At 71.2% G+C, this 19,839-nt stretch carries 12 protein-coding genes; 2 read left to right on the top strand and 10 right to left on the bottom strand.

Annotated elements, in window-relative coordinates:
- Position 1: 1 nt before the first annotated feature.
- The 3 genes from LN251_RS23120 to nrdR form a co-directional block, all read right to left on the bottom strand.
- Positions 2 to 712, bottom strand: a complete 711-nt coding sequence (locus LN251_RS23120) for a DUF6215 domain-containing protein (RefSeq protein ID WP_458246780.1) — start codon at positions 710 to 712, stop codon at positions 2 to 4.
- A gap of 175 nt (positions 713 to 887) precedes the next feature.
- On the bottom strand, positions 888 to 3,794 hold the full coding sequence (locus LN251_RS23115) for a vitamin B12-dependent ribonucleotide reductase (RefSeq protein ID WP_458246046.1): 2,907 nt from the start codon (positions 3,792 to 3,794) through the stop codon (positions 888 to 890).
- Positions 3,795 to 3,957: 163 nt separating this feature from the next.
- A complete protein-coding gene (gene nrdR, locus LN251_RS23110) occupies positions 3,958 to 4,521 on the bottom strand; it encodes a transcriptional regulator NrdR (RefSeq protein ID WP_458246045.1) in 564 nt (187 codons plus the stop codon).
- A 600-nt stretch (positions 4,522 to 5,121) separates the two neighbouring features.
- Between nrdR and lexA the strand changes: the two genes are divergently transcribed.
- On the top strand, positions 5,122 to 5,901 hold the full coding sequence (gene lexA / locus LN251_RS23105; RefSeq protein ID WP_058922549.1) for a transcriptional repressor LexA: 780 nt from the start codon (positions 5,122 to 5,124) through the stop codon (positions 5,899 to 5,901).
- 130 nt (positions 5,902 to 6,031) lie between these two features.
- Here the strand turns inward: lexA and LN251_RS23100 are convergent, their stop codons facing one another.
- The 4 genes from LN251_RS23100 to LN251_RS23085 all read right to left on the bottom strand — a co-directional run bounded on the left by LN251_RS23100 (position 6,032) and on the right by LN251_RS23085 (position 12,630).
- Entirely contained in the window at positions 6,032 to 8,008 is a 1,977-nt protein-coding gene (locus LN251_RS23100; RefSeq protein ID WP_458246044.1) for an ATP-dependent DNA helicase, read from the bottom strand.
- A 214-nt stretch (positions 8,009 to 8,222) separates the two neighbouring features.
- Complete coding sequence (locus LN251_RS23095) at positions 8,223 to 9,185, bottom strand: GNAT family N-acetyltransferase (protein ID WP_458246043.1); 963 nt, start codon at positions 9,183 to 9,185, stop codon at positions 8,223 to 8,225.
- Positions 9,186 to 9,198: 13 nt separating this feature from the next.
- Positions 9,199 to 11,220: an IucA/IucC family protein gene (locus LN251_RS23090; RefSeq protein WP_458246042.1), complete on the bottom strand. Its 2,022-nt coding sequence runs from the start codon at positions 11,218 to 11,220 to the stop codon at positions 9,199 to 9,201.
- A gap of 63 nt (positions 11,221 to 11,283) precedes the next feature.
- On the bottom strand, positions 11,284 to 12,630 hold the full coding sequence (locus LN251_RS23085; RefSeq protein ID WP_458246779.1) for an aminotransferase class III-fold pyridoxal phosphate-dependent enzyme: 1,347 nt from the start codon (positions 12,628 to 12,630) through the stop codon (positions 11,284 to 11,286).
- Between the two features lie 442 nt (positions 12,631 to 13,072).
- Here LN251_RS23085 and LN251_RS23080 point away from each other — a divergent pair, with 442 nt between their 5' ends.
- Positions 13,073 to 14,305: a trypsin-like serine peptidase gene (locus LN251_RS23080; protein WP_458246041.1), complete on the top strand. Its 1,233-nt coding sequence runs from the start codon at positions 13,073 to 13,075 to the stop codon at positions 14,303 to 14,305.
- A gap of 80 nt (positions 14,306 to 14,385) precedes the next feature.
- Here the strand turns inward: LN251_RS23080 and hflX are convergent, their stop codons facing one another.
- From hflX to LN251_RS23065, 3 genes are all read right to left on the bottom strand, one after another.
- On the bottom strand, positions 14,386 to 15,879 hold the full coding sequence (gene hflX / locus LN251_RS23075; RefSeq protein WP_249838070.1) for a GTPase HflX: 1,494 nt from the start codon (positions 15,877 to 15,879) through the stop codon (positions 14,386 to 14,388).
- A 142-nt stretch (positions 15,880 to 16,021) separates the two neighbouring features.
- Positions 16,022 to 17,497 carry a M1 family metallopeptidase gene (locus LN251_RS23070; protein WP_458246040.1) on the bottom strand — a complete coding sequence of 492 codons (1,476 nt, stop codon included), beginning with the start codon at positions 17,495 to 17,497 and terminating at the stop codon, positions 16,022 to 16,024.
- Between the two features lie 87 nt (positions 17,498 to 17,584).
- Positions 17,585 to 19,690, bottom strand: a complete 2,106-nt coding sequence (locus LN251_RS23065) for a RelA/SpoT family protein (protein WP_458246039.1) — start codon at positions 19,688 to 19,690, stop codon at positions 17,585 to 17,587.
- Positions 19,691 to 19,839 lie beyond the last annotated feature (149 nt).

Raw genomic sequence — 19,839 nt, 5'->3', positions numbered from 1 at the left:
CTCAGCCCTCCCGCCAGCCCGGAACCGTCGGCAGGACCTTCTCGGCGACGCGGAACAGCGCCGCGTCGTCGGGCGTCGCGAAGTCCTGGCGCCAGAGGGAGACTTCGTAGAAGCCGCCACCGTCCTTCGCGTCCCTGGCGACCAGCAGGCTCCTGGCGACGCCGCCGGGGCCGCTGCTGGCCTTGCCGCCGCCCAGGTTGAAGCTCAGGGCGATGGTCCGGTCCGAGTAGAGGACCGCGGGGTGTCCGAGGACGGTCCGCCGCTGCGCGGTGGTGCCGAGGAAGGCGGCCATGTCGGCCACGGGCACGTCGTCGTCGGACAGGGAGAGCCTCAGGGAGTACGTCTTCAGGTCGACGTCCGCCTCGGGGGTGCTGGTCTTGCCGCCGTCGGCGGAGGTCATGGTGCTCACGTTGCCGTTCGCGCTCTCCGCGTACTCGTCCGGGGTGCCGAGCAGCGCGGGCAGGTCCGGGCGGTTCAGGGCCGTGCACAGCCGGGCCCCGGTCACGCTCTTCGGCGTCTTGGCGTCGTGCGCGGCCTCGCAGGTGGCCGGCTCGCTCTTGCCGGGTCCCTGGTCCAAGGTCGCCCCGAGCGCCCACAGGGCCAGTGCCAGCCCTCCGACGACCACCACGGCGGCGACCGCCTGGGCCCCCGCGCTCATGCCCTTCTCGGGCTCGCTCACTGCTCTTTCGGAGTCGGCGAAACCGTCGACCATGTCCCCCACGTTCCCCACCCTGCCGTTCGCGCCGGTCGTGCGCCGGGGGAGCCTAACCTGTGCACGCTCCCCGGGGGAACAAGTTTTCGCCTGCCGACGAAAGAGGGCGGTGGAACCGGAAACCCGGCTCCACCGCCCTCTCACTCACGGCCGGATCAGCCGCGCTCGCTCTGCATCAGCTGCAACCGCTGGTCGAGCCGCAGCCCTCGCAGATGTAGCAGGAACCGGCGCGCTGCATCTTCGTACCGCAGGAGAAGCAGAGCGGGGCGTCGGCCTGGATGCCCAGCTGCATCTCCACCAGTTCGGCGCTGGTGTGGGCCTGCTTCGGGGCCGGCTTGGCCGCCTCGACCTCGGCACGCGGCGCGGCGACTGCCTTCAGCTCCTGGGCGCGCGGCGCCGACTGCGCCAGGCCCTCGACGTCGACCTCGTCCTCGTCGAGGGACTGCTCGTACGAGCCCGTCTCCAGGTGACGCTGGCGCTCCTCGGCGGAGTGGATACCGAGGGCGGAGCGCGTCTCGAAGGGCAGGAAGTCCAGCGCCAGACGGCGGAAGATGTAGTCGACGATCGACTGCGCCATCCGCACGTCCGGGTCGTCCGTCATGCCGGCCGGCTCGAAGCGCATGTTCGTGAACTTCGAGACGTACGTCTCCAGGGGCACGCCGTACTGGAGGCCGACGGAGACGGCGATGGAGAAGGCGTCCATCATGCCCGCGAGGGTGGAACCCTGCTTGGACATCTTCAGGAAGACCTCACCGAGACCGTCGTCCGGGTAGGAGTTGGCGGTCATGTAGCCCTCGGCACCGCCGACCGTGAACGACGTCGTGATGCCGGGACGACCCTTCGGGAGGCGCTTGCGGACCGGGCGGTACTCGATGACCTTCTCGACCGTCTCGCGGATGGCCGCCTCGGCCTTCTCCGTGACCTCGGCCTTCTCCTTCTCCTTGGTCTTGGCGGAGAGTGGCTGGCCGACCTTGCAGTTGTCGCGGTAGATGGCGAGAGCCTTGACGCCCATCTTCCAGGCCTCGAAGTAGACCTCCTCGACGTCCTCGACGGTCGCCGACTCCGGCAGGTTGACCGTCTTGGACAGGGCGCCGGAGATCCACGGCTGGATCGCGGCCATCATGCGGACGTGACCCATCGCGGAGATGGAACGCTCGCCCATGGCGCAGTCGAACACCTCGTAGTGCTCGTGCTTGAGGCCGGGGGCGTCGATCACATTGCCGTGCTCGGCGATGTGGGCGACGATCGCCTCGATCTGCTCCTCCTGGTAGCCCAGGCGGCGCAGGGCCTGCGGGACCGTGCCGTTGACGATCTGCATCGAGCCGCCGCCGACCAGCTTCTTGAACTTGACCAGCGCGAGGTCGGGCTCCAGGCCGGTGGTGTCGCAGGACATCGCCAGACCGATGGTGCCGGTCGGGGCGATGACGGACGCCTGGGAGTTACGGAAACCGTTCTTCTCGCCGAGGCGCAGCACGTCCTGCCAGGCCTCCGTGGCGGCGGCCCAGATCGGCGTGTCGAGGTCGTCCATGCGGACGGCCTCGGTGTTGGCGTCGGCGTGCTGCTTCATGACGCGGTTGTGGGCCGTCGCGTTGCGGGCGTAGCCGTCGTACGCGCCGACGACGGCGGCGAGTTCGGCGGAGCGCTTGTACGACGTGCCGGTCATCAGGGAGGTGATGGCGCCGGCGAGGGCGCGGCCGCCGTCGGAGTCGTAGGCGTGGCCGGTCGCCATCAGCAGGGCGCCCAGGTTGGCGTAGCCGATGCCGAGCTGGCGGAACGCGCGCGTGTTCTCGCCGATCTTCTGCGTAGGGAAGTCCGCGAAGCAGATGGAGATGTCCATCGCGGTGATGACGAGCTCGACGACCTTGGCGAAGCGCTCGACCTCGAAGGACTGGTGGCCCTTGCCGTCGTCCTTGAGGAACTTCATCAGGTTCAGCGAGGCGAGGTTGCAGGACGTGTTGTCCAGGTGCATGTACTCGCTGCAGGGGTTCGAGCCGTTGATCCGGCCGGACTCCGGGCAGGTGTGCCAGCGGTTGATCGTGTCGTCGTACTGGATGCCCGGGTCGGCGCAGGCCCAGGCGGCCTCGGCCATCTTGCGGAACAGGGCCTTGGCCTCGACCTCTTCGATGACCTCGCCGGTCATCCGGGCACGCAGGCCGAACTTGCCGCCCTGCTCGACGGCCTTCATGAACTCGTCGTTGACACGGACCGAGTTGTTGGCGTTCTGGTACTGGACGGACGTGATGTCGTCGCCGCCCAGGTCCATGTCGAAGCCCGCGTCGCGCAGCGCGCGGATCTTCTCCTCCTCCTTCACCTTGGTCTCGATGAAGTCCTCGATGTCGGGGTGGTCGACGTCGAGGATGACCATCTTGGCGGCGCGGCGGGTGGCACCACCGGACTTGATGGTGCCGGCGGAGGCGTCGGCGCCGCGCATGAAGGAGACCGGGCCGGAGGCGTTGCCGCCCGAGGACAGCAGCTCCTTGGAGGAGCGGATGCGGGAGAGGTTCAGGCCGGCGCCGGAGCCGCCCTTGAAGATCATGCCCTCTTCCTTGTACCAGTCGAGGATCGACTCCATGGAGTCGTCGACGGACAGGATGAAGCAGGCGGAGACCTGCTGCGGCTGGGGCGTGCCCACGTTGAACCAGACGGGGCTGTTGAAGCTGAAGACCTGGTGCAGGAGGGCGTACGCCAGCTCGTGCTCGAAGATCTCGGCGTCCGCGGGAGAGGCGAAGTACTTGTAGTCCTCGCCGGCCTTCCGGTACGTCTTCACGATGCGGTCGATCAGCTGCTTGAGGCCGGTCTCGCGCTGCGGGGTGCCGACCGCGCCGCGGAAGTACTTGCTGGTGACGATGTTGACCGCGTTCACCGACCAGAAGTCGGGGAACTCGACGCCGCGCTGCTCGAAGTTGACCGAGCCGTCGCGCCAGTTGGTCATGACGACGTCACGGCGCTCCCAGTTCACCTCGTCGTACGGGTGCACGCCGGGGGTGGTGTGGATGCGCTCGATACGCAGGCCCTTGTTCGCTGCCGCCTTGGTGCCCTTGGCGCGGGAACTCCGTGCCGGACCGCTCGCCGTCTCTGTCATGCCGCCTCCCTGTACGGGCGAAAACGCCCTGAAGTGCCACGATGTTCCCGAGGCACGGTGTTCTGTCTGGTGTTGCGGGCACCCACTCGCTACCGCCCGCAACAGGTCTTCATCGCCGCCGAACCGCCGGATCCGGGCTCCCTGACCCTCTCCGGCACGCCGTTCAGTCGGCGGCGTGGGCGGGCTCGGGGACCTGCGCGGTCCCTCCTCCTGGCCCGCCGTCGTCTTCCTGGCTCCCCGCGACAGCGTCCTGGCGGTCCTCGTCGTCCGCGGTCGCGCTGCGCGCCCCGTCCCTCAGTTCCGCGATGGCCGCCTCGAAGTCCTCGAGCGAGTCGAACGCCCGGTAGACGGAGGCGAACCGCAGATAAGCGACGAGATCGAGTTCCTGCAACGGGCCGAGTATGGCCAGCCCCACGTCGTGGGTGGTCAGCTCGGCGCTCCCGGTGGCCCGCACCGCCTCCTCGACCCGTTGGCCGAGCTGGGCGAGCGCGTCCTCGGTGACAGGCCGTCCCTGGCATGCCTTGCGCACGCCGTTGATGACCTTCGTACGGCTGAACGGCTCGGTGACTCCGGACCGCTTGACCACCATGAGCGAGCACGTCTCCACGGTCGTGAAACGACGGGAGCAGTCAGGGCACTGGCGGCGCCTGCGGATCGACGTGCCGTCGTCGGTCGTACGACTGTCGACGACACGGCTGTCGGGGTGCCTGCAGAAGGGGCAGTGCATGAACTCCAACCCTCCTCACGGCACAGCAGACTCAATAGCCTCGCCGGGCCTCACGGGCCCCTCGAAGCAGCCCCAAGCATAGGCGATCTCGGAGGTGCCGAAGTCACCGGGGATCGCAAAAAACACAACTTGTGGGCTGCTGTAGCTATCCAACCACTAGATGTAGGGCCCGATTCATAAACCCAGGCCATCCCGCGTGTCGCGTGCGAAGAGGCTGACACCGGGTACCCGGAAGCGTTCGGGACAACCCCGGAGGGTGGCGACACACAACCCGGCAGCACACAGGCGTACCGTTCCGGCACATGCGGAGATACCGTGGGCGCCGCAAGGAGAGGGCGTGGGACTCCCGCACAGATGGGGGGCCGTTCCCGGTCGACGGAATACCGGATGGCAGACTGGTCGACGACCCGCGAGGCCATCACCCCGGCGGTGAAGAGTACAACAATGCGCCTGTTTGTCCGCCAGGTGACGCGTTAGCCATACACCCAGACACATGATCAAGTCAGGCGATCCATACTTTTTCACTCGAACGTGTGTTTGGCGCAACCTTTCGAAAGCAACTACCGTTGTCTGGCAGGGAGACCATCGAGAGGGGCCGACGTGACCACCACCGCAGACAGTGCCACCATCACTGCCCAGGACCGCTCCCAGGGCCGACTCGAGCCGGTGCATGCGATGAACGAAGCCGCGAACCCAGAGGCGCACAAGCGGTCCCTGCCGGGCCGACCTCCAGGGATCCGGGCCGACAGCTCCGGGCTGACCGACCGGCAGCGCCGGGTGATCGAGGTCATCCGGGATTCGGTGCAGCGTCGCGGCTACCCGCCGTCGATGCGGGAGATCGGCCAGGCGGTCGGCCTGTCCAGCACCTCCTCCGTCGCACACCAGCTCATGGCACTGGAGCGCAAGGGCTTCCTGCGCCGTGACCCGCACCGCCCGCGCGCCTACGAGGTCCGCGGCTCCGACCAGGGCGCCACCGTGCAGCCCACCGACACCGCCGGCAAGCCGGCCGCGTCGTACGTCCCGCTGGTCGGCCGTATCGCCGCCGGTGGCCCCATCCTCGCCGAGGAGTCGGTCGAGGACGTCTTCCCTCTCCCCCGCCAGCTGGTCGGCGACGGCGAGTTGTTCGTCCTGAAGGTCGTCGGTGACTCGATGATCGAGGCGGCGATCTGCGACGGCGACTGGGTCACCGTCCGCCGTCAGCCCGTCGCGGAGAACGGCGACATCGTCGCCGCGATGCTCGACGGAGAGGCCACCGTGAAGCGCTTCAAGCGCGAGGACGGCCACGTGTGGCTGCTGCCGCACAACGCCGCCTACGAGCCGATCCCCGGCGACGACGCGACCATCCTCGGCAAGGTGGTGGCCGTGCTGCGGCGCGTCTGATCGCCGCGGCGGGCGGTTCCTCGTGGGTACCGCCCCCCTCAGACCGGGCCCCGGAACCCCTGCGCCGGTTCCGGGGCCCTGCACTGTCCGGAGCCGGTCCGTCAGGGCGTGACGACGGACCGGCCTTCGCTCATTCGGCTTCCGCCTGCTTCGCTACCGCGTCGATCGCCGCCAGTGACCTGCGGACCTGGTTGCGGTCCGTGGTGTACCAGAAGTCCGGCAGCGAGGCCTTCAGGTAGCTGCCGTATCGCGCGGTGGCCAGCCGCTGGTCCAGTACGGCGACCACGCCACGGTCACCCGACGCCCTTACGAGGCGGCCGGCGCCCTGGGCCATGAGCAGTGCGGCGTGGGTGGCGGCGACCGCCATGAAGCCGTTGCCTCCCGCGTCCTCCACCGCCTTCTGCCGGGCGCTCATCAGCGGGTCGTCGGGACGCGGGAACGGGATCTTGTCCATGACGACCAGCTGACAGCTGGCGCCGGGGACGTCGACGCCCTGCCAGAGGGACAGCGTGCCGAAGAGGCAGGTCTGCGGGTCGGCCGCGAAGTTCTTGATCAGCTCGCCCAGGGTCTCCTCCCCCTGGAGGAGGATCGGGAACTCCGGGATCCGGGAGCGCAGTTCCTCGGCCGCGAGCTGCGCGGCCCGCATCGACGAGAACAGCCCCAGCGTGCGGCCGCCGGCCGCCTGGATCAGCTCCGTCAGCTCGTCCAGCATGTCCGCGCGGTCACCGTCGCGCGCGGGGCGCGAGAGGTGCTTGGCGACATAGAGGATGCCCTGCTTCGGGTAGTCGAAGGGGGAACCGACGTCGACTCCCTTCCACTTCGGAAGGTCCTCACCCTCGGTGCCCTCCGGGGCGAGCCCCAGTGAGGCACCCACCCCGTTGAAGTCGCCGCCCAGCTTCAGCGTCGCGGAGGTCAGCACGACCGAGCGGTCCGCGAAGAGCTTCTCGCGCAGCAGACCCGAGACGGACATGGGGGCCACGCGCAGGGAGGCGCCGAAGCGGTCGTGGCGTTCGTACCAGACGACGTCCCACTCGGAGCCGTTCGTGATCCGCTCCGCCACGTCGTGCACCGACTCCACCGACGCCAGTGCCTGCTTGCGCACCGCGTCCTCGTCCTGCACCGACTTGTCGCGCGTCGCACCGATCGCGGAGATCACCGTACGGCAGGCGTCGCGCAGCGCCATGAGGGCGTAACCGAGGTCCTCCGGGATCTCCTCCAGGCGGCCCGGCAGGGCCAGCTCCATCAGCCGCTCGAAGCCCTCCGAGGCGGTCTGGAGCTGATCGGCGGCCTTCTCGTTGACCAGCTTGGCGGCGCGGCGCACCGCGCGGTTGACCTGCCCTGGGGTGAGCTCGCCGGTGGCGACACCCGTGACCCGGGAGACCAGTTCGTGCGCCTCGTCGACGATCAGCACCTCGTGCTGCGGCAGCACCGGGGCGCCCTCGATCGCGTCGATCGCGAGCAGCGCGTGGTTGGTGACGACGACCTCGGCGAGCTTGGCGCGCTCACGGGCCATCTCGGCGAAGCACTCGGCGCCGTACGCGCACTTCGTGGCGCCCAGGCACTCGCGGGAGGAGACGGACACCTGGGCCCAGGCCCGGTCCGAGACGCCCGGGGTGAGGTCGTCGCGGTCACCGGACTCGGTCTCGTCGGCCCAGTCGCGCATCCGCAGCAGGTCCTGGCCCAGCTTGCTGGTGGGCGCGGCGGCCTCGAACTGGTCGAAGAGCCCTTCCTCCTCGTCCTGCGGGACGCCCTCGTGCAGGCGGTGCAGGCACAGGTAGTTCGACCGGCCCTTGAGCATCGCGAACTCGGGGCGGCGACGCAGCAGGGGGTGCAACGCGTCCACCGTGCGCGGCAGGTCCCGCTCCACCAGCTGGCGCTGCAGGGCGAGCGTGGCCGTCGCCACGACGACGCGTTCCCCGTGCGCGAGCGCGGGCACCAGGTAGCCCAGCGACTTACCCGTGCCGGTGCCGGCCTGGACCAGCAGATGGGAACCGTCGTCGATCGCCTCCGCGACGGCTTCGGCCATGGTCACCTGGCCGGGGCGCTCCGTACCGCCGACGGCAGTGACGGCAGCATGCAGGAGTTCGGGGAGTGAGGGCTTCGTCATAGCGCGACCACCCTACGACCCGGCACTGACAAACGGGTGATCACGGCGGGGACGAGGGGCGGGATCAAGACCGGATACCTCCCGTCGCGGTTTCGCATCGGATCAGGCTGGATCGATGCGGCTCGGTCCCGACCGCTCCGGACCGCTCCGAATCGGTCGGGGCCTGTCGATCGAGGCGGCGGTGCGCCAAAAGCGATCAGGTCCCGGCACCGCGTCACAGCAGCTCGCGCAGGGCCCGGTCCCGGACCATCAGGGCGGCCCGCTTGTCGGGGAGGTCGATCTCGGCGGAGAACCGGAACCCGGCGGTCAGGAAGGCGGCGAAGGACGGGATGTTGCGCAGCGCGGGTTCCGCGACCACCCGCGCGCACGCGGGCCGCCTGTCCAGGGCGAGGTCGGCCACGGCTCGAAGCAGCGCGCTGCCCAGCCCTCGCCCTCGGTCGGCGACCTCGCCGACGAGCAGATGGATCCCGGTGTCGTGGGGCCGCGCGGGGTAGTGCCGGGCCAGTGGATCGAGGTCCGCCCGGTAGATCTCCCAGTAGCTCATCGGCGTGCCGTCCAGGACGCCGACGAACGGCACGCTGCGTCCGTCGCCGTCGAGCTGGGCCCGCAGGTGCGCGCCGGTCACGCTCTGGGCACCGGCCAGCTCCCAGAATGCGGCGACGGCGGGGTCGTTCATCCAGCGGCTGATCAGCGGCAGGTCCCGTTCGACGACCACCGGGACCAGATGGAAGGTACCGACCGGGGTGCCGACGGGTCCCCACTCGGCGACCCCGTCGAGAAGGCCGTGATCGATCGTGGCGGTGGAGAGGCGCGACGCCGCGGCACCGTTCGACCTCGGCCCCGACCCCGGCCCCGGCCTCGGCTCCTCGTCCGGGCCGGCCTGCTCCGCGAGGAGGGCGAGCAGTTCGTCGGGCAGGCGCAGGTCCAGCGTGTCCTCGCAGTCCGTGGCCGCCGCGTCCGCGGCCTCGCGGTCCGGGGCCACCGGCTGGGGAGTCGCGGGCTCCGGAGTCACGGGCTCCGGAGTCACGGGCTTCGGATTCGCGGGCTTCGGATTCGCGGGCTTCGAATTAGCGGGCTTAGGGGGCGCGTCGATACCGCTCTCGGCCGGGCACGTATCGGCGACCTCGCCTCTGTCGGTGGCGGGGGCTGCGTGGGCGCTGGCGTCGGTGGGAGGCACCGCGACGCTCCTCTCAGAAGGCGGGGTGGGGCAGGTTCCTCGGTGACGACGGGTGGAGGGGGTTGGCGAAGGTGACGTACACGGACTGTGTGTCGACCGGGCCGACGAGTTCGTCCAGGCCGTGCAGCCGGGTCAGCAGGTTGGCCTTGCAGCGCAGGACGGGCGAGTCCAGCAGGCGGGCCGGCAGCGGGGTGCGCAACCGGTCGGGACCGGAGGCGATCTCACCGAGGAAGCGGCGGAAGGCCGCGAGCAGCAACCGCTCGTCGGCCAGGCGCTGGGAGCCGAGGGCGCCGATGAGGCCGAAGACGTTGTTGATCGCGAGGTAGTAGGCGAAGCGCTCGTCGGTGACCTCGTCGGGGACGAAGGTGTCGCTGCGCGTCCCGATGCCGGGCAGCCGGGCGTCGAGTTCGGCGTGGCGGGATGCGCGGAAGTAGTAGCCCTGGTTGTCGCGGTAGCGGCCGCCCGCGGGCCAGCCGTCCGCGTCCAGCAGGAGCAGCGTGTTCTGCTGGTGCGCCTCCAGGGCGATCCCGGCCTCCGCGTCCAGCCACAGCACGGGACGGACGACCTGTTCCAGGTAGCGCAGGAACCACTCGGCGGCGACGGCACCGCGCGGGCGGCCCGTCCTGCCCGCGAGACGGGTGATCAGCAGGTCCAGCCGGGACCGCAGGGACGGATGGTCCGCCGGGGCACCCGGCCGCCCGTGCGGGCGGGGGGACACGAGCCCGGCGACGCAGGAGACGTCGTCCGAGGGGGCGAACGGGTTGTGCCGGATCACCACGTCGAGACCCGTCACAGGGTCGCCGTCCGGCAAGTCGACGGCGAGCCAGGCCGGGTCGCGGACGATGTCGAAGCCCGGGTGCGCGGCCCGCCACTGCCGGGCGAGGCCGGTGCGCAGCAGGCGGTGGACCTCGACGCCGCGGTGCAGTTCCTTGCGGAGGTTCTCGCGGCGGGAGTTGGTGATCTGCAGGCCCAGGGACAGCTTGAGCATGGCGGGCGCGCCGCTCCGGTGGACCGTGCGCACGGAGGAGGTGGGGCACCATGCGGCTCCGTGGGCGCCGAGGTCTCGGAGCAGCCCGGCGTCGAACAGGGCCGCGGTCTCCGGCCGTTGCCGGACCGCACGGGCCTGCCAGGGGTGCAGCGGAAGAGCGGCGAAGCCGTCCGGCAGCGGCAACTCGGCTTCGGCGAGGCGGGCGGTGAGCACCGGTGCGGGGACGGGACGGCCGCGCTCGGTCCAGGCCGAGTCCGTGGCGAGCAGGTCGGGGGCGACCGCCAGCCAGTGCAGGGGGAAGCGACCGCGCGACTCCGGTGAGTACCGGCCGGCCTCGGCCTCGGAGAGACCTTCACGGCTCTTGGGGGTGGGGTGGAACGGGTGCCCGAGGAGCAGTGCCTGCTCTGCCGCGAGGAAGAGGTCGGGGCCGTCGGCGGGGTCGTCCCTGCGCTCGCGGACGAAGGCGGTGGTACGGCGGACGGAGTCGGCGACTCGGGCCACCAGATCGCACCCGGCGGCTCCCTGCGCGCTCGCCGGCACGGCCCCGGCGGCGTCGGGGGCTGCCTCCCTGGCGAGGAGCGCGGCGACCGTGACGGCGTCGGCGGGCGGGACCCGGTCGGGGGCTCCGTCGAAGCGCGGGAGGCCGAAGCGATGCCATCCCGTCGGGGACCAGTGCCGGACCGGTACGCGCAACTCCGTGCCGCTGGCGGGCAGCGGCAGGCGCAGGACGCCGCCGTACGGAACCACCACGCCGGTCTCGCGCACCCAGCAGCGCAGCAGATTCTCGACGGCCGCGACGTCGGCCACGACCGAGGGGTCGCCGTGCTCCAGCGGGTCGTGATCGACTCCGGTCCGCTTCAGCGCGTCCACGGAATCGGCGTCGCCCCGGCCGCCCGCCTCCGGCGGCCTGCCGTCGGTGGGCGAGGCCCGCTGTTCGGGGACTCGTTCCGTCGTCGGGTCGTCGGAGGGGGCCGGGCCGGGGGTGTGCATGTCCGTGCCGGATGCGGGGGTGTGCATGTCCGTGCCGGATGCGGGGGTGGTGTTCACGTGGTCCTCTTCGGTGGTTCTGGCCCGCGCGGTGACGAGCCGGGTGCTGCCGCCCTGCCTGCCCTATCGGCTTGGTGGTACGAACGCGCGTCCGTGGGCGCGGGTCACTGCCTGCACCGCGTCGCCGAGCCGGTCGAGGACGGCGGCCGCCTGTTCGTCGCTGATCGTCAGCGGCGGCAGCAGGCGTACGACGTTCCGGTGCCGGCCGCCCAGGCCGACGATCAGGCCGCGCCGCAGGCACGCGCGCCGTACGGAGTCCGCCAGTTCGGAGTCCGCCAGTTCGGAGGCGGGCGGCGGTGTGCCCGGCGTGCGGGAGTCCGCGTCCGCCGACGGGCTCGACCCCGCCGATTCCGGGTCCGCGAACTCCACGCCGATCATCAGGCCCCGCCCCCGCACGTCCCGGACGCACGCGACCTCCCGTGCGAGATCGCGAAGCCGGTCGAGCATGCGGGCACCGAGGGTGGCCGCGCGGGGGGCGAGGGCGTTCTCGCGGACGTGGGCAAGGGTGGCCGTCCCCGCGGCCAGGGCGAGTTGGTTGCCGTGGAAGGTGCCCGGCGCGGTGCCGGGACCCCCGGCGCCGAGGTCGTCGCGGTGGACCACCACGGACAGCGGGAGGCTGCCGCCGACGGCCTTGGAGAGGACCATCACGTCCGGAGTGATGCCGCTGTGCTCCACCGCCCAGAAGGTCCCTGTGCGGCCCACGCCCGTCTGGGTCTCGTCCGCGATCAGGGGCACGGAACGGTCGGCGGTGATCCGGCGCATGCGTCGCGTCCAGGCGTCGCAGATCGGGACGACTCCGTCGGCGCCCCCGACGGGATCGAGGATCACTCCGGCCGGCCGTGGCGTACCCGGCTCGGGGCCGTCGAGGGCGGACCCGGCTCCGGGGACGGCGAGTTCGGCGTCACGCCAGACTCCTTCGGCTCCTGCCGGGGCCTCGGCGGACGTGCCGTCGTGGAAACCGGTCAGGTGCAACACCGCGGTACGGCCGGTCGCGGCACGCACGAGCCGCAGTGCGGCCTCCATCGCGTCCGTCTCGCCCGGCCCGCAGAAGCGCACGCGCGCGTGGCCGGCGAATTCCGGCGGCAGGGTGCCGAAGAGTTCGGCGACGAAGGCGTCCCGCACCGGTGTCGCGAGGTCGGGTGCGTGCAGGGGCGCGCCGGAGTCCAGGACTTTGCGGATCGCCTCCAGCACCACGGGATGGTTGTGCCCCAGGGCGAGTGCTCCCGCCCCGGAGAGGCAGTCCAGGTAGCGGCGGCCGTCGGCGCCCTCGATGGTCAGCCCCCGGGCGCGGACGGGCACGATCGGCAGGGCCCGCGCATAGGTGCGCGCGGCCGGCTCGCGCGCTGGCTGCCGCCTCAAAAGGCCCGGGCGCTCCTGGCGCTCGGGGTGCTCCGAGCGCTCCCGGCGCACTGGAAACGTCGGCTGCGCCGGATACGCCGGATACGCCGGATACGCGGAGTGCGCCGTCCGGACCGGCACCGGCACCGGCGGCCTCCCGGCGGCCGCCCGGCCACCGGCCGCGCCGCCCTCCGACGCACTCCCCTCGCACGCAGACTCGGCCACGACTCGCTGTCCTTCCGCCGCACAGGCACAGGGGACCGCCCATGAACAGCAGGACCCCCACCGCTACAACCCCCGCTCGCGCAACGGGTTACGGGTCGGTCCAAGATCCTTACCGTGACGGAACCGTTGCCGTACCGTCGGAAGTCCCCCACAGCGAGCGCATAGTGTGTGGTGCCGTTCCAAGGCACACGCCGAACCAGCCCACGGGCACACGCCGGACCAGTCCAAGGCGCCTGTCCGGCGGGGCGGTTCGGCACCCGTTCGTTCTTCTCAGGGGGAGTCTCCGACCATGCGATCCATACGGCCGTCGTTCCGCATCCGGCGAGACGGGGGTGCGCGTCGCGGAACCTCCCGCGTTCTCACCGCTGTCGCTCTCACCTCGGCGCTTGCGCTCACCGCGACCGCCTGCGACTCCGATGGCGACAAGGCCGACGGCCAGGCCTCGGCCTCCGCGACCTACACCGGCAGTGGCGGCGACGGCAAGATCAAGATCCCGGACGACATCAGGAACAGGCTCAAAGAGCACGGGATCGACATCGACAAGTGGAAGCACGGCGCCTGGAAGAACTGGAACAAGGACGAGTGGCTGCGCCAGGCCGACGAGTTCATCAACCCGATCATCAAGGGCCTGTGGGACGCGGACCGGATGCGCCGCGCCGACGACCCCGGCAAGAGCGTCGACAGCAACGACCTCTCGGGTGACCAGGGCGTGACCGACCCGACGCCCGCGCCGGTGACCGCGAGGGCCGTGGCGCCCAGGTACCACGCGAACGCGGCGACGGCCGGCAAGGTGTTCTTCGACTCCCCCGAGGGCACGATGGTCTGCTCGGCGACGGTGGTCGAGGACCCCGCCCACCCGGGCAAGTCCAACATGATCTGGACGGCCGGTCACTGCGTACACGCGGGCAAGAAGGGCGGCTGGTACCGCAACATCGCCTTCGTGCCGTCGTACAACGACTCGGGCCGGACGGCCGCCCAGCTGCGGGGCGCCACCCGGGACGAGGTCGCCCCCTACGGCGTGTGGTGGGCGGACTGGGTCAAGACCTCCCAGCAGTGGATCGAGCAGGGCGGCGAGACGGGCGGTGACGGCGCCTCGTACGACTACTCCGTGCTCCATGTGACCCCGGAGAAGGGCGGCAACGGCAAGTCGCTGGAGGAGACGGTCGGTTCGGCGCTGCCCGTCGACTTCAACGCCCCGGCCGTGCCGAAGGTCTCCGGCATCACCGCGACCGGCTACCCGGCCGCCGCGCCCTACGACGGCCAACTGCTGTACCAGTGCACGGACAAGCCGGGCCGGCTGTCGCTCAACTCCACGGACCCGACGATGTACCGCATCGGCTGCACCATGACCGGCGGCTCCTCCGGCGGCGGCTGGGTGGAGACGGGCTCGGACGGCAAGCCGGCGCTGGTCTCCAACACCTCGATCGGCCCGGTCAGTTCGGGCTGGCTGGCCGGTCCGCGGCTGGGCGACGTCGCCAAGGGCGTCTACGACTCGGTGAGCAAGAAGTTCGCCGGTCAGTAAGCCAAGGTCGGCACCGACACCGGAATGCCGAAGGCCCGCCCCCTGTGCAGGGGGCGGGCCTTCGGGCTTCGGGCCAGGCGTCAGACCGTGGGGACCGGGACGTACGGCTGCAGGTCCGCGGCCAGTTCCTCGTGCACCCGCGCCTTGAGCAGGGTGCCCTCCGGGGTGTGCTCCGCGGAGATCACCTCGCCTTCGTCATGGGCCCGGGCGACCAGCTTGCCGTGGGTGTAGGGCACCAGGGCCTCGATCTCCACGGACGGCCGGGGCAGCTCGTTGTCGATGAGCGCGAGCAGCTCCTGGATGCCCTGGCCGGTGCGGGCCGAGACGGCGATCGACCGCTTCTCGATCCGCATGAGCCGCTGCAGGGTCAGTGGGTCGGCCGCGTCCGCCTTGTTGATCACGACGATCTCGGGTACGTCGATGGCGCCGACGTCCCTGATCACCTCGCGCACGGCTGCCAGCTGCTCCTCCGGGTTCGGGTGCGAGCCGTCCACCACGTGCAGGATCAGGTCGGACTCGCCGACCTCCTCCATGGTGGAGCGGAACGCCTCGACCAGGTGGTGCGGCAGGTGCCGTACGAACCCGACGGTGTCGGCCAGCGTGTACAGGCGGCCGCTCGGTGTCTCCGCCCGGCGGACGGTCGGGTCCAGGGTCGCGAACAGGGCGTTCTCGACCAGGACACCGGCGCCGGTCAGGCGGTTGAGCAGCGAGGACTTGCCCGCGTTCGTGTAGCCGGCGATGGCGACCGAGGGCACCTTGTTGCGCTTGCGCTCCTGGCGCTTGATCTCGCGGCCGGTCTTCATGTCCGCGATCTCCCGGCGCATCTTCGCCATCTTCTCGCGGATCCGACGCCGGTCGGTCTCGATCTTGGTCTCACCGGGGCCACGGGTGGCGAGGCCGCCGCCCTTGCCGCCGCCCATCTGACGGGACAGGGACTGACCCCAGCCGCGCAGCCTGGGCAGCATGTACTGCATCTGCGCGAGCGCGACCTGCGCCTTGCCCTCGCGGGACTTGGCGTGCTGGGCGAAGATGTCGAGGATCAGGGCCGTACGGTCGATGACCTTGACCTTGACGACGTCTTCCAGGTGGATGAGCTGGCCCGGGCTGAGCTCACCGTCGCAGATGACGGTGTCGGCGCCGGTCTCCAGGACGATGTCCCTGAGTTCGACGGCCTTGCCGGAACCGATGTAGGTCGCCGCGTCGGGCTCGCTGCGGCGCTGGATCACGCCGTCGAGCACGAGCGCGCCGGCGGTCTCCGCGAGTGCGGCGAGCTCCGCGAGGGAGTTGTCCGCGTCCTGTGCGGTCCCCGAGGTCCAGACGCCGACGAGCACGACCCGCTCCAGGCGGAGCTGGCGGTACTCGACCTCGGTGACGTCCTCGAGCTCGGTGGAGAGGCCGGCCACGCGGCGCAGGGCCGCGCGCTCGGAGCGGTCGAACTGCTCGCCGTCCCGGTCTCCGTCGATCTCGTGGCTCCAGGCGACGTCCTCTTCCATCAGGGCATCGGCCCGAAGACCTTCGGCGTATGAGTGCGCGAATCGCTGCGTGTCCTGGGAAGGGGATGAAGAGGAGGTCATTGGATCCTTACGTCGATGGGGATGCCGATAGCGGCGGTCACAGTGGACAACGTTCTGGTACCCCGGGAGATTCCCGCGACCCGTGCCGCCGTCCCGGCCGTCCCGAAGATGGTCGCACGGTACGCCACGTCTCGTCACCGCCTTATTTCCCAGGCGTGGCCTTGACGGGCGGGGTGGCCCTCCAGTCCGGGTGACCCGGCATCGGCGGGGTCTTCGCGCCATACAGCCAGGCCTGGAAGAAGCCGCCGAGGTCGCGGCCGGAGATCCGGGAGGCGAGGTGCTCGAAGTCCGCGGTGCCGGCCGTGCCGTCGCGGTGCAGGCGCACCCAGTCGCGCTCCAGGCGCTCGAAGGCGGGCCGGCCGATCTCCTGGCGCAGCGCGTACAGGACGAGCGCGGCGCCGTCGTAGACGTTGGGGCGGAAGATGCTGATCTTCTGGCCGGGCGCGGGGGCCTTGGGGGCGCCCGGGGGCCCCCCGGCGGCGCGCCAGCGGTCGGAGGCGCCGTACGCGGCCTTCATGCGCGTGTCCATGGGCCGGTGCGCGGTCTCCTCGGCGTACAGCTCCTCGTACCAGGTCGCGTGTCCCTCGTTCAGCCACAGGTCGGACCAGGTGCGCGGGCTGACGCTGTCGCCGAACCACTGGTGGGACAGCTCGTGCACCATGATCGACTCGATGTACCACTTGGGGTAGGCGGGCTCGGTGAAGAGCTCCTTCTCGAAGAGGGAGAGCGTCTGCGTCTCGAGTTCGAAGCCGGTGGAGGCCTCGGCCATGAGCAGCCCGTAGGTCTCGAAGGGGTACGGCCCGACCTTCTTCTCCATCCAGGCGATCTGGTCGGGGGTTTTCGCGAGCCAGGGTTCGAGCGCCTTGACGTCCTTGGTGGGCACGACGTCGCGCACCGGCAGGCCGTGCGGGCCCCTGCGGCGCAGCACGGTGGAGCGCCCGATGGAGACCTGGGCGAGCTCGGTGGCCATGGGGTGCTGCGTGCGGTACGTCCAGGTGGTCTTCCTGCCGACGCGGTCGACGCCAGTCGGCACTCCGTTGGCGACGGCGGTGTAGCCGTCGGGGGCGGTGATCCGGATGGTGAACATCGCCTTGTCGGAGGGGTGGTCGTTGCACGGGAAGACCAGGTGGGCGGCGTCGGCCTGGTTGGCCATGGCCAGGCCGTCCGCGGTGCGCACCCAGCCGCCGTCCTCGCCGCCGGGTGCCGTGGGGTCGCTGCTGTGCCGCACGGTGATGCGGGTCCAGCTGCCCTGCTGCAGCGAGTCCTCGGGGGTGACGACGAGGTCCTCGCCGGCGGTGGCGAAGCCGGCGGGTTCGCCGTCGACCTCGACCGACTCGACCTTGCCGTGCGCGAAGTCGAGGTTGATCCGGTCCAGGTCCTCGGTCGTCCAGGCGTCGATCGTCGTGACGGCCTGCAGCGGCTTGTCGTGGGAGCCGGAATAGGTGAAGGACAGGTCGTACGACGCCACGTCGTAGCCGGGGTTGCCGAGGTACGGGAAGAGGCGGTCGCCGACGCCCAGGGGGGCCGGCGGGGCGCTCGCGGCGAGGAGGCAGACCGACACGGCCGAGGCGAGGAGCGCGGTCGCCTTCAGGCGACGCCTGCGGGGGGTGAGGAGCATGCATCACCGCTACCAGCGCACGCGCGCGTGGCGGCGACGGCGCGCGACCGGCCCACCCGAAGGGGTGGTCGGGGCGTCCTGCGGGTTTCAGGCGCCGGGCGTCTGCGGCTGCGCCCGGCTCACGTCGTACACGCCGGGTACGTTGCGCATGGCCCGCATGAGGCCCGGCAGGAGCGCCGCGTCCGGGAGGGTCACGGTGTACGAGTGCTTCACGCGCTGCCGGTCCGGCGGCTCGATGGTGGCCGACACGATCTCGGCGCCCTCCGAGGCCATGGCCTCGGTGAGGTCGGCGAGGAGATGGGGGCGGCCGAACGATTCGGCGAGCAGCGTGACCCGGCATTCGCTGGTCTCCCCCCAGCGCACGCCGACCTCGGCGCGCCCCCCGCTCTTCATGCGCGCCACCGCGGCGCACTCCACGCGGTGGACGGTGACCACGCCGCCGCGCACGGCGAAGCCGGTCACCTCGTCGGGCGGTACGGGGGTGCAGCAGCCGGCGAGACGCGCGGTGGCCCCGGGCTGGTCGACGACGACGTCGGGGGTGGGCGGGGCGACGGCCCCTTCGGGAGCCGGCCGGGGGGCCGCCGAGCGCCGGTCTCTCTCCTGGGGCGCGTCCGCCTCGGGGTGGGTCGCCAGCCAGCGCTGGATGGCGATCCGGGCGGCGGGCGTGTGGGCGTGCTCCAGCCATTCCCTGGAGGGCTCGGAGGCCGGGTCCTGACCCATGAGGAGCTGGACGGTGTCGCCGTCCTTCAGGACCGTGCTGAGGGTCGCCAGGCGGCCGTTGACGCGGGCGCCGATGCAGGCGTGGGCGTCCTCGCCGTACTGCGCGTAGGCGGCGTCGACGCAGGTGGCGCCCTCGGGCAGGCCCAGGGTGCCGCCGTCGGGGCGGAAGACGGTGATCTCGCGGTCCTGGGCGAGGTCCTCGCGGAGCGTGGACCAGAAGGTGTCGGGGTCGGGCGCGGCCTCCTGCCAGTCCAGGAGGCGGGAGAGCCAGCCGGGCTTGGTGGGGTCGACGCGCTCGCCGTCGGCCGGGTCGTCGGCGGCGGGCGCGTACGGGTTGCCGAGCGCGATGACGCCGGCCTCGGCGACCTTGTGCATCTGGTGGGTGCGGATGAGGACTTCGGCGACCTGCCCGTCCGCGCGGGTGACCGCCGTGTGCAGCGACTGGTAGAGGTTGAACTTCGGTACGGCGATGAAGTCCTTGAACTCCGAGACGACGGGGGTCATGCAGGTGTGCAGCTCGCCGAGGACGCCGTAGCAGTCCGCGTCCTCGTTGACCAGCACCAGCAGCCGGCCGAAGTCGGTGCCGCGCAGCTCGCCGCGCTTGCGGGCGACGCGGTGGACGGAGACGAAGTGCCGTGGCCGGATGAGGACTTCGGCCGGGATGTCGGCCTCGCGCAGATGGCCGCGGACCTCGTCGGCGATCTCGGCGAGCGGGTCGTCGGCGCGGGAGGCGTTGTCGACGATCAACTCGCGTGTGTGCTCGTACTCCTCGGGGTGGAGGATGGCGAAGACCAGGTCCTCCAGCTCGGTCTTGAGTGCCTGCACCCCGAGCCGTTCGGCGAGCGGGATCAGGACGTCCCGGGTGACCTTGGCGATGCGGGCCTGTTTCTCGGGGCGCATGACGCCGAGGGTGCGCATGTTGTGCAGACGGTCGGCGAGTTTGATCGACATCACGCGGACGTCGCTGCCGGTGGCGACCAGCATCTTGCGGAAGGTCTCGGGCTCGGCGGCGGCGCCGTAGTCGACCTTCTCCAGCTTCGTGACGCCGTCGACGAGGTAGCGCACCTCCTCGCCGAACTGCTCGCCCACCTGATCCAGCGTCACATCGGTGTCCTCGACGGTGTCGTGCAGCAGGGACGCCGTCAACGTGGTGGTCTCCGCGCCGAGTTCGGCGAGGATCAACGTCACCGCGAGGGGATGCGTGATGTACGGCTCGCCGCTCTTGCGCATCTGGCCGCGGTGCGAGGACTCGGCGAGGACGTAGGCGCGGCGCAGGGGGTCGAGGTCGGCGTTCGGGTGGTGGGCGCGGTGCGCGTCGACGACGTGGCCGATGGCGTCGGGCAGGCGGTCGCGGGCGGCGGGGCCGTACAGCGCGGCGCGGCCGAGGCGGCGCAGATCGATCCGCGCGCGCCAGCGGGCCGCCGGGCCTGCTACCGAACCTGGCGTCGCAGGGTTCGTGGCCTCCGCACTCATGGGCACCTCCGGCTGCGTGGACCGGCGGACGGGGTGCCCCAGGGCGGACACGGCTCAGGGGGCGGCAACGGTCCCCCGTCCGGGCCGGTGCTTGATGCTACCGAGCCCATCACGTGCGTCCGACCGCCTCTCGCCGAGCGTGAAACGGA

This window comes from Streptomyces sp. MAI_2237 (genome assembly GCF_054189285.1).
This window is presented reverse-complemented; position numbering and strand designations above follow the sequence as displayed.

Bases quoted from the DNA above. Each gene is read 5' to 3' on its own strand.
- LN251_RS23080 (WP_458246041.1), top strand. From the start codon at position 13,073: ATGCGATCCATACGGCCGTCGTTCCGCATCCGGCGAGACGGGGGTGCG.
- LN251_RS23100 (WP_458246044.1), bottom strand. From the start codon at position 8,008: ATGACGAAGCCCTCACTCCCCGAACTCCTGCATGCTGCCGTCACTGCC.
- hflX (WP_249838070.1), bottom strand. From the start codon at position 15,879: ATGACCTCCTCTTCATCCCCTTCCCAGGACACGCAGCGATTCGCGCAC.
- nrdR (WP_458246045.1), bottom strand. From the start codon at position 4,521: ATGCACTGCCCCTTCTGCAGGCACCCCGACAGCCGTGTCGTCGACAGT.
- LN251_RS23070 (WP_458246040.1), bottom strand. From the start codon at position 17,497: ATGCTCCTCACCCCCCGCAGGCGTCGCCTGAAGGCGACCGCGCTCCTC.
- LN251_RS23115 (WP_458246046.1), bottom strand. From the start codon at position 3,794: ATGACAGAGACGGCGAGCGGTCCGGCACGGAGTTCCCGCGCCAAGGGC.
- LN251_RS23065 (WP_458246039.1), bottom strand. From the start codon at position 19,690: ATGAGTGCGGAGGCCACGAACCCTGCGACGCCAGGTTCGGTAGCAGGC.
- LN251_RS23120 (WP_458246780.1), bottom strand. From the start codon at position 712: ATGGTCGACGGTTTCGCCGACTCCGAAAGAGCAGTGAGCGAGCCCGAG.